The sequence below is a fragment of the Bradyrhizobium sp. CB2312 genome, assembly GCF_029714425.1.
Taxonomy (GTDB): Bacteria; Pseudomonadota; Alphaproteobacteria; order Rhizobiales; family Xanthobacteraceae; genus Bradyrhizobium.
In genome coordinates, this window is record NZ_CP121668.1 from 7,434,075 (window position 1) to 7,446,668 (window position 12,594).

A 12,594-nucleotide genomic window follows, 5' to 3' on the forward strand; every position below is an offset into this window, starting at 1 on the left:
CGCACCTAAGCTCACCTAAGCTTGAAGACGGGGCCGTGCCCCAGGCAGGTGGCTCCGACGGTTTTAGGATTCGCGCTGCGCCGATATTGTGCAAACCCATCGCGCACCGGAACGACCTTCCGGCGCTGACAAATTGGAAATCGCCGTGAACGCATACAGTAAGACGCCGCTTCTCGACACCATCCGGACCCCGGACGACCTGCGCAAGCTCAAGATCGAGCAGGTTCGCCAGGTCGCCGACGAGCTGCGGCAGGAGACCATCGATGCCGTCTCGGTGACCGGCGGTCACTTCGGCGCGGGCCTCGGCGTGGTCGAGCTCACCACCGCGATCCACTACGTCTTCGACACGCCGCGCGACCGGCTGATCTGGGACGTCGGCCATCAGGCCTATCCGCACAAGATCCTCACCGGCCGCCGCGACCGCATCCGCACGCTGCGCACCGGCGGCGGCCTCTCCGGCTTCACCAAGCGCAGCGAGAGCGATTACGATCCGTTCGGCGCCGCGCATTCCTCGACCTCGATCTCGGCCGGTCTCGGCATGGCCGTCGCGCGCGACCTCTCCGGCGGCAAGAACAACGTTATCGCAGTGATCGGTGACGGTGCGATGTCGGCGGGCATGGCTTATGAGGCCATGAACAACGCCGGCGCCATGAACTCGCGCCTGATCGTCATCCTCAACGACAACGACATGTCGATCGCGCCGCCGGTCGGCGCCATGAGCGCCTATCTGTCGCGCCTCTACTCCGGCAAGACCTATCGCACGCTGCGCGACGCGGCCAAGCAGATCAACAAGCGCCTGCCCAAGATCATCGCCAACCGCGCCAACCGCGTCGAGGAATATTCCCGCGGCTTCATGATGGACGGCGGCACGCTGTTCGAGGAGCTCGGCTTCTATTACGTCGGCCCGATCGACGGCCATAACCTCGACCATCTGCTGCCCGTGCTGAAGAACGTGCGCGACATGGAGGAAGGCCCGATCCTGGTCCACGTCGTGACGCAGAAGGGCAAGGGCTACGGCCCGGCGGAAGCCTCCGCCGACAAGTACCACGCCGTCGTCAAGTTCGACGTCGCGACGGGCACGCAAGCCAAGGCCAAGCCGAACGCGCCGGCCTACCAGAACGTGTTCGGCCAGAGCCTCGTCAAGGAAGCCCAGAAAGACGACAAGATCGTCGCCATCACCGCGGCGATGCCGTCCGGCACCGGTGTCGACATCTTCAACAAGGCGTTCCCGGACCGCACCTTCGACGTCGGCATCGCCGAGCAGCACGCGGTGACCTTTGCCGCCGGTCTTGCCAGCGAAGGCTACAAGCCGTTCTGTGCGATCTACTCGACCTTCCTGCAGCGCGGCTACGACCAGATCGTGCATGACGTGGCGATCCAGAACCTGCCCGTGCGCTTCGCCATCGACCGCGCCGGCCTCGTCGGCGCTGACGGTGCGACCCATGCCGGGTCGTTCGACAACGCCTATCTCGGCTGTCTGCCCAACATGGTGATCATGGCGGCGGCGGACGAGGCCGAGCTGGTGCACATGGTGGCGACGCAGGTCGCGATCGACGACCGTCCGAGCTCGCTGCGCTATCCGCGCGGCGAAGGCCGCGGCATCGAGATGCCCGACGTCGGCGTTCCGCTCGAGGTCGGCAAGGGCCGCATGATCCGCCAGGGCAGCAAGATCGCCCTGCTCTCCTTCGGCACCCGCCTCGCCGAATGCGAGAAGGCCGCCGACGAGCTCGCCGCCCTCGGCCTCTCCACCTCGATCGCGGACGCGCGCTTCATGAAGCCGCTCGACACCGAGCTGGTGCTCAAGCTCGCCCGCGACCACGAGATCCTGATCACGATCGAGGAAGGCTCGGTCGGCGGCTTCGGCTCGCATGTCGCGCAGTTCCTGACCGACCAGGGCGTGCTCGACAGCGGAATGGTCAAGTTCCGCTCGATGGTGCTGCCTGACGTGTTCCAGGACCACGACACGCCGGCGGCGATGTACGGCCGCGCCGGTCTCGACGCCAAGGGCATCGTCGCCAAGGTGTTCGAGGCGCTCGGCAAGGACGTGAAGACCGAGACGGTCAAGCTGGCCTAAGCCATCGCGACAGACGCTGGACCCACCTCTCCCATCGGGAGAGGTCGGATTGCGCAAGTAATCCGGGTGAGGCGTTCAGGTCCCACGTGAGAGCGTAACCCCTCACCCGGCGCTTCGCGCCGACCTCTCCCGATGGGAGAGGTGTGGCACCGCGCTTCGCATCGGCAGACCTCACCCATGAAAATCTATCTGGCAGGCCCCGACGTGTTCCTGCCGGATGCGGTTGGGATCGGCCGGCGCAAGGTCGAGATCTGCGCGGCGCACGGGCTCACCGGCCTCTATCCGCTCGACAATGCCGTCGACCTCGACGCACCCGACGCCGCGCGGCAGATTTTCTGCGGCAACGAGGCGATGATGGACGAGGCCGACGCCATCATTGCCAATCTCATCCCGTTCCGCGGCGCCGGCGCCGATCCCGGCACCGTCTACGAGCTCGGCTACATGGCCGGCCGCCGCAAGTTCTGTCTCGCCTATTCCAACGATCCCGCCACCTATGCCGACCGTCTCGGCCGCCTCGCGCACGTCACCTCCGAGGACGGGCGGCTGGTCGATGCGCAGGGGCTGACGGTCGAGGACTTCGGCCTCGTCGACAACCTCATGATGATCCATGCGCTGGAGCTGCACGGCTGCCCCTTGGTAACGCCGGTGCAGATGCCTAACGACGTCTGGCACGACCTCGCCGCGTTCGAGACTTGCGTCCGGATGGCGGCCGCGCAATTGATCGCTACATAAGCGCTCAGTCGCTTCCGGAGAGAACGATGTCCCCTGCCCGCAAGCGTGCGGATGTTCTGCTGGTCGAGCGCGGCCTGTTCGAGAGCCGGGCGCGGGCGCGCGCGGCGATCGAGGCCGGCCTCGTCACGGCCGACGACAAGCAGGTTTCAAAACCGTCGGAGACGATCGCCGAGGATGCCGTGATCCAGGCCGAACCCGCGCACCCCTACGTCTCGCGCGGCGGCGTCAAGCTCGCCGGCGCGCTGGAGCGCTACCCGATCGAGATCGAGGACCATGTCTGCCTCGACGTCGGCGCTTCCACCGGTGGTTTTACAGAAGTGCTGCTGGCGAACGGCGCGGGCCTCGTCTTTGCCGTCGATGTCGGCACCAGCCAGCTGCATCCCTCGCTGCGCGGTCATCCCAAGATCGTGTCGATGGAGGAAACGGACATTCGCAGCTACGACGGCAAGCGCCTGCCGGCGCGGCCCGATGTCGTCGTCATCGACGTCAGCTTCATCTCGCTGAAAACCGTGCTGCCGGTGGCGCTGTCGCTGGCGGCAGCGCCGATGAGCCTGCTCGCGCTGATCAAGCCGCAATTCGAGGCGGAGCGGAAGCACAACAAGAAAGGCATCATCCGCGACACCGCCGTGCATCAGGAGATCTGCGACGACATCGCCGCCTTCGCCGCTTCGCTCGGCTGCACCGACATCGAAATCTTCCCCTCGCCGATTACGGGCGGCGACGGCAACATCGAATTCTTCCTGGGCGCGCGCCGTGGTTGAACGCTTGAGGATCGATCACGTCGGCCATCGCGGCGACGGCGTCTGCCTCGACGCCGGCGAAGCGATCTATGTGCCTTACACGCTTGGCGGCGAGACCGTCGAGGTCGATCACGTCGCGGGCAACCATCCTGATCGCCGCAAGCTTCTGGCGGTCGATGTCGCCAGCCCCGAGCGCATCGAACCGTTCTGCCCGCATTTCGGCATCTGCGGCGGCTGCGCGATCCAGCACTGGGCAGCCGAGCCGTACCGCGCCTGGAAGCGCAGCATCGTGGTCGAGACGCTGGCGCAGGCCGGCATCGATTGCGAGGTGGCGCCGCTGGTCGATGCCCACGGCGCCGGCCGCCGTCGCGTCACGCTGCATGGAAGATTTGGCACACATGACGTGCTCAAGGTCGGCTTCTCGGCGGCGAGCTCGCACGACGTCATCCCGATCCATCGCTGCCCGATCCTCGATCCCGGCCTCGAAGGTGCACTCGACGCCGCCTGGGCGCTGGCTGAGCCGTTGACATCGAAAATGCCGGTGACGAAACCGCTCGACATCCAGGTCACCGCGACCGTCAACGGCCTCGATGTCGACGTGCGCGGCTCCGGCCCGCTGCCGACACCGATCGTCACCGCGCTGTCGCGCGTCGCCGAGCAGCACCGCCTGGCGCGGCTGACGCGGCATGGCGAGCTGGTGCTGCAACGTCTGCTACCGATCGTGAAGATGGGTCGCGCTGACGTGACGTTGCCGCCCGGCTCGTTCTTGCAGGCGACGGTTGCGGGCGAAGAGACGCTGGCCGCGCTCGTCGCCGAGCGCGTCGGCAAGGCCAAGGAGGTTCTCGACCTCTTCTGCGGCGTCGGCCCGTTCGCGCTTAGGCTTGCTGAGAAGGCGCGCCTCACCGCCTATGACAACGATGCCGGCGCGATCGCCGCACTCGCGAAAGCCGCGCGCACGCCCGGCCTGAAGCCGATCAGGTGCGAGCCGCGCGATTTGTTCCGCCGCCCGCTGGTGCCGCAGGAGCTGCGCGATTTCGACGCGGTCGTGTTCGATCCGCCGCGCCAGGGCGCGCAGGCGCAGGCGCTGAAGCTTGCCGCGAGCAAGGTGCCTGTGGTGATTGCAGTGTCCTGCAACAGCGCGACCTTCGCCCGCGATGCGCGGCTCTTGATCGATGGTGGTTACAAGATCGAGAACGTGGTGCCGGTGGACCAGTTCCGCCATACGCCGCATGTGGAGCTGGTGGCGCGATTTACGCGGTAGTCTTTTTGTTTGAGCATGACCTTTCGGGAAACCGCTGCACACTTTCCCGGGTCATGCTCTAGCGCCGCAACCCGCTCAACGCCGGCGACTCGCCGGGCAGCATGTTCGATCGGATATCGCTGTCCATGCGGCCCGAATCCTGCTGGACGACACCGGCGCCGAACGACAGGCTGAGATTGGAGGTCGGCTTGAACTCGACCCCCGCGAACGCGCTATAGCCGGGAGAGGCACCAGAGGTGAGCGGCGCAAGCGAGCTGCCGATGCCGTCGCCATATTTCAGCGAGTTGAAACCGGCAAAGAACGTGACCGGCATGCCGCCCGCAGTCTTGGTGTTGTAACCGAACTGCGTGCTGTCATAGGACAGCGCGCTGAAATTGCCGGCCGGGACGGACTGGCTGAGGCCGCTCAAACCAAGATTGCCGCGCGCGCCGCCGACAAAGAAACCGGGACGAAAATCATAGCCGCCATTGGCATCGGCCGCATTGAAGCTCGGAAAATTGCCGTAAGCGTCGGCGCTCTGGACAGCGCTGCCGCCGAAGCCGAAAGGCCCGCCCGGAATCCAATATTGCAGCGGGGCCGCCTGCGCATGGGCCGGCGCATCGCCGAGGCAGAGCACCGCGAACAGAGTTGCAAGAGCGCAGGACCGAGTGAAGCTGGACATTCAGGTGACCGTCAGAAACCTCGCAGATTATATGCCCATGATCGTGCAAATGCCAGCGACGCAATGCCTGGGCTCACGCGATCCGGTTCCGGCCATCACCTTTTCCTGACGCCATGAACCTCCCCTCCGACGCGCGGACCCATTTACAGGGCATGCAGCGCGCTCCCGACAGTGGATGTGCGCGGACCCTCGAAATGTCCGCCATCGCATGGAGGCTATCATGGACGTCGATACCGACAGGTTGAATGCCTTTATGGGCAAGATGATCACCGAGGTCGGGGCGGCGATGAACGCATCGCTGGTCCTGCTGGGCGACAAGCTCGGCCTTTACCGCACCCTCGCCGCCAAGGGACCGATGAACTCCGCCGAGCTGGCGAGCGCCACCGGAACGACTGAGCGTTATGTCCGCGAATGGCTCTCGAGCCAGGCGGCGTCCGGCTACGTCGAATTTGACTCAGCATCCGGAAAATTCTCGATGCTGCCAGAGCAGGCGATGGCGCTTGCCGACCCGGACAGCCCGGTGTTCCTCGGCGCCGTCGGCAACGTCATTGCCGCAGCGTTTCTCGACGAGCCGAAGATCACGGACGCGTTCAAGACCGGCAAGGGTGTCGGCTGGAATCGGCGCAGCGAGTGCCTGTTCTGCGGCACCGCCCGCTTCTTCCGCACCGGTTACATGCATCATCTGGTGCAGGAGTGGCTGCCGGCGCTGGACGGCGTCGTGGACAAGCTCAAGCGCGGTGCCAAGGTCGCCGACGTCGGCTGCGGTCACGGCGTCTCGACGCGGCTGATGGCGGAGGCCTTCCCCAATTCGCGCTTCTACGGCTTCGACTATCACGAGGGCTCGATCGAGGCGGCGCGAAAGGCTGCAGCCGAAGCAAAGCTCGGCGATCGCGTCAGCTTCGCGGTGCACTCGGCCAAGTCCTATCCGGCCGAGGGCTACGATCTCGTCTGCTTCTTCGATTGCCTGCACGACATGGGCGATCCGGTCGGCGCCATCCGCCACGTGCGCGAAAGCATGGCCAAGGACGGCACCTGCATGCTGGTCGAGCCGTTCGCGGGCGACCGCCTCGAGGACAACCTCAACCCGGTCGGGCGCGTCTATTACGCGGCGTCGACCATGATCTGCACGCCGGCCTCGCTCGATCAGGAGGTGGGCCTGGCGCTCGGCGCCCAAGCCGGCGAGGCGAGGCTGCGCAAGGTCGCGGGCGAAGGCGGCCTGTCGCGCTTCCGCCGCGCCGCCGAGACCCCGTTCAACCTGATCCTGGAGGCACGGATCTGAACGCGCGCAAGCGCCGCGGCCGACGATGTCAGGCCGCGTCGCCCACGCCCATTCCGAACGTGATCTGGTTGCCGTCGGCATCGACGACGTCGAAATCTCGCATGCCGTAATCGCGGTCCTCCGGCCGGTTGAGCAGCCTGGCACCGCGCCGCGAGACTTCGGCATAAATCTCGTCGACGTCGCGGACGAAAACGCAGAGACCGCCATGTCCGGGCAGCCGTTTCGTTGCGGCCGCCGCGAGCAGATGCAGGCCGACCTCGTCCCGGCAGAGGCAGGCATAGGACGGAGGCTGGCCATATTCGAAGGTGACCTCGAAGCCGAGCACGTCGCGGTAATAGGCAAGGCTCGCGGCGATGTCGGAGACGACGAAAACGGTGGCTGAGCCCGCCATCATCACGGGTTCGTCGGTCATCGGTCCCTCTCCATCGCAAGCAATCTCCAGCGCGCAGTGTAGCATGCGCGCCCGAGGTCTTGCATGGGCCAGGCTGCAACGTAAGCTGGCGATCGAACAAGGCGGCATGAGTCCGCCAACATGGGAGGATGACCATGAAATATTCCGGCCTGGCGCTGGTTGTGCTGCTTGCCGTGACGATCTCCCGCGCGGGCCACGCGGCCGAGCCGACGCGCTTCACACCGCTCAAGCCGGACGAACTCACGCCGCCGCAGAAGGAATGGGCCGATGCGATCGCGGTGCCGCCGCGCAACGCCAAGTTCACCAACCCGCCCTATCGCGCCTATATCCGCAACCCCGAGCTGGCGCCAAAGCTCTCGGCGATGTCTGACTATCTGCGCTGGAATTCGTCGCTGCCGGCGCGCCTCAGCGAATTCGCGATCCTGATCACGGCACGGCAATGGACGGCGCAGTACGAATGGTTCGCGCATTATCCGCTGGCGATGAAAGCCGGCCTCGATCCGCAGGTCGCCAAGGACGTCGCGAACGGCGTGCGGCCGCAGACGATGAAGGATGATGAAGCCGCGCTCTATGATCTCGCGATGGCGCTCTACCGCGACAAGAAGGTGTCCGATGAGGTCTATCGCGCCGCCCAGCAGAAATTCGGCGAGCGCGGCATCATGGATATCATCGGCCTGATCGGCTATTACGACCTGGTCTCGATGACGCTGATCACGATGCAGGCGGAAGCGCCGAACGACAGCGTCCCGCCCTTGCCGCCGCTGGCTGCGAAGTAGCATCAGCAAAATTGCCCTCCATGCCGCACGATCCCCTGCTCACGCGCCTGACATCCGCTCTCGCCGAAGTGCCGGGCATCGCGGCCATCGTGCTCGGCGGCTCGCGTGCGCGGGGCAGTGCACATCCGGGGTCGGACTACGACATCGGGCTCTACTTCACGGCGGCGAGCCCGCTGGACACGGAACGGCTCCTGGCGGCGGCGAAGACGATCGCTGACGACCCGGCCACTACGTCGGTGACGCCGATCGGAGAATGGGGACCGTGGATCGTCGGCGGCGCCTGGCTGTCGGTCGAAGGAAACAAGGTCGATCTGCTCTACCGCAACATCGATGCGGTCGAGGCCGTGATGGCATCCTGCCAAGCAGGCGTCGTCACCATGGATTACCAGCCCGGCCATCCACATGGCTTCTGCTCGGCGATCTGGATGGGCGAGATCGCCTGTTGCCAGCCGCTGCACGATCCAGAGGCCCTGATCGCCCGGCTGAAGTCTGCCGCGCTGCCCTACCCGCAGCCGTTGCGGTGCGCTCTGATCCGGCGCTTCCAGTGGGAAGTGCTGTTCGCCATCGAGAACGCAGAGCTGGCCATCGCGCGCGACGAATGGACCCATGTCGCCGGATGCGCCTACCAGTCGCTGGCTTGCGTCGCACAGGTTCTGTTTGCGTTGAACGATCGCTATCTCATCAACGAAAAAGGCGCACTGGGGGAAGCCGCACGCCTGCCGCTGACGATTTCGCATCTGAACGAGCAGACGAAAGAGGTCTGGCGATTGATCGGCGATGGTGCCTTTGCGTCCGCCTGCGATGTCTTGCGTGAAATCGACCGGCAATTGAAAGCGCTGACGCAGTCCGCGACAACGAGCCGTAGCGGCTAGGCCGTCTTGTCCACCGAGGACGAACCGTTCGTCGGCGGGTACTTCGTCACCGGCACCATGAAGGACTTGGTGCCGACCTGGTAGATGATCTTGCCGTTCTTGCCGTCGTCGGTCGCGATCTGCGACTGGCCGAACGTGATCACGTTCTTGTAGACGTAGCCGGTGCCCTGGCGGGTGATGCCGTCGGTGGTGACGCTGACCGTGGCTTCCTTGCCGTTGATGGCAAGGACGCGAAAGCTTGCGCTCTTGCCATTGTCGGCCGAATAGCCGCCCCAGGTTCCCATGAGGTTGCTGTCGGAGCCGGGAGGCGCCTGCTTTGCGAGAGTGGCGGTCGCCTGGCCGCCGCCGGCGGAGAACACCAGCGCGAGATTCTTGCCATCCTTGGTGCCGACAGTGACGTTGCCGTAGGTGATGGTCGCACCATTGACCTGGCCGAAACCGCGCTCGGTATGCCCATTATGGGTATACTCGATCTGGGCCCGGGCTCCCCGGATGTTCACAACCTTGAAGCCGACTTGCTGGTTGTTGCCCGCCCAATTCCCTTTCCAGTCACCGACCAGGTTGCTCTGGTGATACATCCGCTCGTTGGCGGGCGAGATCTGGTTGGTGCTAGACGAGATGACGGCCATTGGATTGCTCGGCGGACGATCCTGACAAGGACGCTTTCGTTCGCATGTCGGCACACAGTATCAGGACATGATCCTGAAACAGCTGGAAACAATTGGATTAGGACCACGCGCTGGTTAACGAGCCGTTAAATTCAACCGCTGCGCGAGTGAGGCAAACGGTCCCATTCGACAGGTCGCGCGGCTCAGCGGCCCCAGCGGTCCGACCAGATCTTCTCGCCGATCATGCAATTGACCCGCGGCTCCTTGTCCTTGTCGGCAACGGGCACCACGGGTCGCTCCGGCGTGCGGCCCGCCACCTCCATCAGGAGTTTCGTGCGGATCGCTTCCTTGAACTTCTCGCGATCCTTGATCGAGATCACGAAGGCGCCAGGACCGCCGATGACGCAGTCTTCGTAATAGTAGTCGAGATTGTCGATATCCATGGTCGAGTAGGACGGCTCCTTGACCATGATCGGCAGGCCGTTGATGACGATGCCCTTCTCGAGCGCGGCGTCGCGCGCCACCGTCACGGGGCCGCCATTGTTGTTGGGCCCGTCGCCCGAGATGTCGATCACGCGGCGCAGGCCGCGATAGGGATCCTCCTCGAACAGCGGCATCGCGAAATTGATCGCGCCGGAGATCGACGTGCGCGAGGCGCGCCGGATCGGCGTCTTCATGATTTCGGCCGCGACCGGATCGGCAGTCTCCGGTCCGTCGATCAGCCGCCAGGGGATGATGACCTTCTGGTCGCTGGAGGCCGCCCATTCGAAATAGGTCACCGCGATCCGGCCGTTCGGACCGAGCTTCAGCGCCTGGAGGAATTCCTTCGACTGGATCGCCTGCGCATAACCTTCGCGCTGCACCGCGAGTTCGTCCATGTCCATGGAGTAGGAGACGTCGACCGCGAGGATCAGCTCGACGTCGACGGTCTGCGCATCCTTGTCGGCTGCAAGGCGTTGCGGCTGATGTCTGGACGGCTCAAATTTGGGTCCTGGTGCCGCGATTCCCGCGACCTCCCCTCCGGCCAACATGCCGGCCACCAGCACAGCCCCGATCGAGAACAGCAAGCGCATCGCAGTCTCCCGTCGTATGACGCGATGGTGACATGCAATCGCCTTGCCGCAAAGCGCGAAGATCGCTTCCGCTTCACATTCGAGTTAGGAATTTCGCGCTTTACGCAAAGCCGCCGCGGTGTTGCCGCGCTTGCGTCATCGGAACGCGTGCGACCACGGGCTCCGTCATTCCGGGGCGGCTCGAAGAGCCGAACCCGGAATCTCGAGATTCTCTGGCGCGCAAGGGCGCGCCAGAGTTCTCGCTTCGCGAGGCCCGGAATGACGGCGTTAGTGGAGCTACTCCCCCGCCCACTTGTCCGGCGCGATTTCCATGCTAGGCTGGACGCACAGATGGGGATGGAGTCCCCCGACAACCGCCCGGCGGCTCAGATTGTACCTGGACCGTAATGGGCTGATGACTCCTGCTTGAGGTGGGGCAATCATTGAGCCTCCGCCTTTGGCGGGAGCATGGACAGACCCGCCGATGGCGGGTTTTTTGTTGCCTGAAGCCCGACGAAGGAGAAGGCGTGACGACGACACCGAATGCTGCGCGCAGCGCGTTGCCCAGGGGGATCTGGGTGCTCGGCTTCGTCTCGATGCTGATGGACGTCTCCTCCGAGATGATCCACGCACTGCTGCCGGTCTATCTCGTCACCGTGCTCGGCGCCTCCACGCTCACCGTCGGCTTCATCGAGGGCGTCGCGGAGGCGACCGCCTCGATCACCAAGATCTTTTCGGGCGCACTGTCCGACTGGCTCGGCCGCCGCAAGCTGCTCGCCGCCCTCGGCTATGGGCTGGCCGCGATGACGAAGCCGCTCTTCCCGCTCGCCCCCAGCGTCGGATGGCTGGTCGCAGCGCGCTTCATCGACCGGGTCGGCAAGGGCATTCGCGGTGCACCGCGGGATGCGCTGATCGCCGACATAGCGCCTGCAGGCCTGCGCGGCGCGAGCTTCGGCCTGCGGCAGTCGCTCGACACCATCGGCGCCTTCGTCGGGCCGCTCGCGGCGATCGGCTTGATGTGGTGGACGGCGGATAATTTCACCCTCGTGTTCTGGATGGCCGTGCTGCCGGCCTTCCTGTCCTTCGCCCTGATCGCGCTCGCGGTCCACGAGCCGGAGCCGGACCCGAGCCGGGAGCCCGCGACCAATCCGCTGAATCTGACGGCGATGCGGCAGCTCGGATCGGTGTACTGGCGCGTCGTCGCGGTCGGCGTCGTCTTCACGCTGGCCCGCTTCAGCGAGGCCTTCCTGATCCTCCGCGCGCAGAACATTGGGCTCAATGCGATGTGGGTGCCGGCGGTGCTGGTGCTGATGAACATCACCTACGCGCTGTCGGCCTATCCGGCCGGCGTGCTCTCCGACCGGATCAACCGGACCGCCCTGCTCGCGCTCGGCCTCCTCTTTCTTGCCGGCGCCGACCTCGCGCTCGCCTTGCTGCCGAGTCTTGGGGGCCTCGCGCTCGGCGTCGTGCTGTGGGGGCTGCACATGGGATTGACGCAAGGCCTGCTCTCGGCCCAGGTCGCCGACGCTGCGCCTCCGAGCCTGCGCGGCACCGCCTTCGGCTATTTCAACCTGTTCACGGGGATTGCCTTGCTCGCCGCAAGCGTGATCGCCGGCGCGCTGTGGGATGCCTATGGTCCTGCGGGCACGTTCCTCGCCGGGCTCGGCTTCGCGCTGGTGGCGCTCGTGGGGCTGCTCACTGTGGGCAACGGCCTCGTCGCGGAGGACAAGTGATGCTGAGCGGAGTGATCGCGATCGTGATCGGCAGCGTGCTCGGCGGCTGCGCACGCTATTTCGTCTCCGGCGCGATCGCCCGGCGGATGGGCGAGACGTTTCCGTGGGGCACCATGACCATCAACGTCACCGGCGCCTTCCTGATCGGCATCTTCGGCGCGCTGGCAACGCATCCCGGCTCGGTGTTCGCCGCGCCCAATCCCTGGCTATTCGCGGTGACCGGCTTCCTCGGCTGCTACACCACGGTGTCCTCGTTCAGCCTGCAAACGCTGACGCTCGCCCGCAACGGCGAGCCGATGCACGCGCTCGGCAATGTCGTGTTCTCGGTCGGGCTCTGCCTCGCCGCCGTCAGTTGCGGCTTCCTGCTCGCGGACAGTTTTGGAGGCTAACGGCA

At 65.4% G+C, this 12,594-nt stretch carries 13 protein-coding genes and 1 riboswitch; of the genes, 9 read left to right on the plus strand and 4 right to left on the minus strand.

Annotated elements, in window-relative coordinates:
* Nucleotides 1-145 precede the first annotated feature (145 nt).
* The 4 genes from dxs (at nt 146) to QA642_RS36080 (ending at nt 4,807) form a co-directional block, all read left to right on the plus strand.
* Nucleotides 146-2,074: a 1-deoxy-D-xylulose-5-phosphate synthase gene (gene dxs, locus QA642_RS36065; RefSeq protein ID WP_283081145.1), complete on the plus strand. Its 1,929-nt coding sequence runs from the start codon at nt 146-148 to the stop codon at nt 2,072-2,074.
* A 177-nt stretch (nt 2,075-2,251) separates the two neighbouring features.
* Nucleotides 2,252-2,806 carry a nucleoside 2-deoxyribosyltransferase gene (locus tag QA642_RS36070; RefSeq protein WP_283081146.1) on the plus strand — a complete coding sequence of 185 codons (555 nt, stop codon included), beginning with the start codon at nt 2,252-2,254 and terminating at the stop codon, nt 2,804-2,806.
* Nucleotides 2,807-2,832: 26 nt separating this feature from the next.
* A complete protein-coding gene (locus QA642_RS36075; protein WP_283081147.1) occupies nt 2,833-3,567 on the plus strand; it encodes a TlyA family RNA methyltransferase in 735 nt (244 codons plus the stop codon).
* Nucleotides 3,560-4,807 (plus strand): methyltransferase, encoded by a 1,248-nt coding sequence (locus QA642_RS36080; protein WP_283081148.1) that lies wholly within the window; start codon nt 3,560-3,562, stop codon nt 4,805-4,807. The genes QA642_RS36075 and QA642_RS36080 overlap by 8 nt, the downstream gene beginning before the upstream one ends.
* A 58-nt stretch (nt 4,808-4,865) precedes the next feature.
* Here the strand turns inward: QA642_RS36080 and QA642_RS36085 are convergent, their stop codons facing one another.
* Nucleotides 4,866-5,468: a hypothetical protein gene (locus tag QA642_RS36085; RefSeq protein WP_283081149.1), complete on the minus strand. Its 603-nt coding sequence runs from the start codon at nt 5,466-5,468 to the stop codon at nt 4,866-4,868.
* A gap of 220 nt (nt 5,469-5,688) precedes the next feature.
* On the opposite strand from QA642_RS36085, the gene QA642_RS36090 reads away from it, so the two are divergent.
* Complete coding sequence (locus QA642_RS36090) at nt 5,689-6,747, plus strand: class I SAM-dependent methyltransferase (protein WP_283081150.1); 1,059 nt, start codon at nt 5,689-5,691, stop codon at nt 6,745-6,747.
* A 28-nt stretch (nt 6,748-6,775) separates the two neighbouring features.
* On the opposite strand, the gene QA642_RS36095 is transcribed toward QA642_RS36090, so the two are convergent.
* Nucleotides 6,776-7,159 (minus strand): VOC family protein, encoded by a 384-nt coding sequence (locus QA642_RS36095; protein WP_283081151.1) that lies wholly within the window; start codon nt 7,157-7,159, stop codon nt 6,776-6,778.
* Between the two features lie 134 nt (nt 7,160-7,293).
* Between QA642_RS36095 and QA642_RS36100 the strand changes: the two genes are divergently transcribed.
* A complete protein-coding gene (locus QA642_RS36100; RefSeq protein ID WP_283081152.1) occupies nt 7,294-7,935 on the plus strand; it encodes a carboxymuconolactone decarboxylase in 642 nt (213 codons plus the stop codon).
* Between the two features lie 89 nt (nt 7,936-8,024).
* Nucleotides 8,025-8,807: a nucleotidyltransferase domain-containing protein gene (locus QA642_RS36105; protein ID WP_283081153.1), complete on the plus strand. Its 783-nt coding sequence runs from the start codon at nt 8,025-8,027 to the stop codon at nt 8,805-8,807.
* On the opposite strand, the gene QA642_RS36110 is transcribed toward QA642_RS36105, so the two are convergent.
* The gene (locus QA642_RS36110; RefSeq protein ID WP_283081154.1) at nt 8,804-9,436 is read right to left on the minus strand and encodes a hypothetical protein; all 633 of its coding nucleotides are present in this window, start codon (nt 9,434-9,436) and stop codon (nt 8,804-8,806) included. The two genes, QA642_RS36105 and QA642_RS36110, sit on opposite strands and share 4 nt — an antisense overlap.
* 182 nt (nt 9,437-9,618) lie before the next feature.
* Nucleotides 9,619-10,488 carry a DUF1194 domain-containing protein gene (locus QA642_RS36115; RefSeq protein WP_283081155.1) on the minus strand — a complete coding sequence of 290 codons (870 nt, stop codon included), beginning with the start codon at nt 10,486-10,488 and terminating at the stop codon, nt 9,619-9,621.
* Between the two features lie 323 nt (nt 10,489-10,811).
* Nucleotides 10,812-10,899: riboswitch (Fluoride riboswitch) on the plus strand.
* Nucleotides 10,900-10,994: 95 nt separating this feature from the next.
* Here QA642_RS36115 and QA642_RS36120 point away from each other — a divergent pair.
* Entirely contained in the window at nt 10,995-12,200 is a 1,206-nt protein-coding gene (locus tag QA642_RS36120; protein ID WP_283081156.1) for an MFS transporter, read from the plus strand.
* Nucleotides 12,200-12,589 carry a fluoride efflux transporter CrcB gene (gene crcB / locus QA642_RS36125; RefSeq protein ID WP_283081157.1) on the plus strand — a complete coding sequence of 130 codons (390 nt, stop codon included), beginning with the start codon at nt 12,200-12,202 and terminating at the stop codon, nt 12,587-12,589. The genes QA642_RS36120 and crcB overlap by 1 nt, the downstream gene beginning before the upstream one ends.
* The last annotated feature ends 5 nt before the right edge of the window (nt 12,590-12,594 follow it).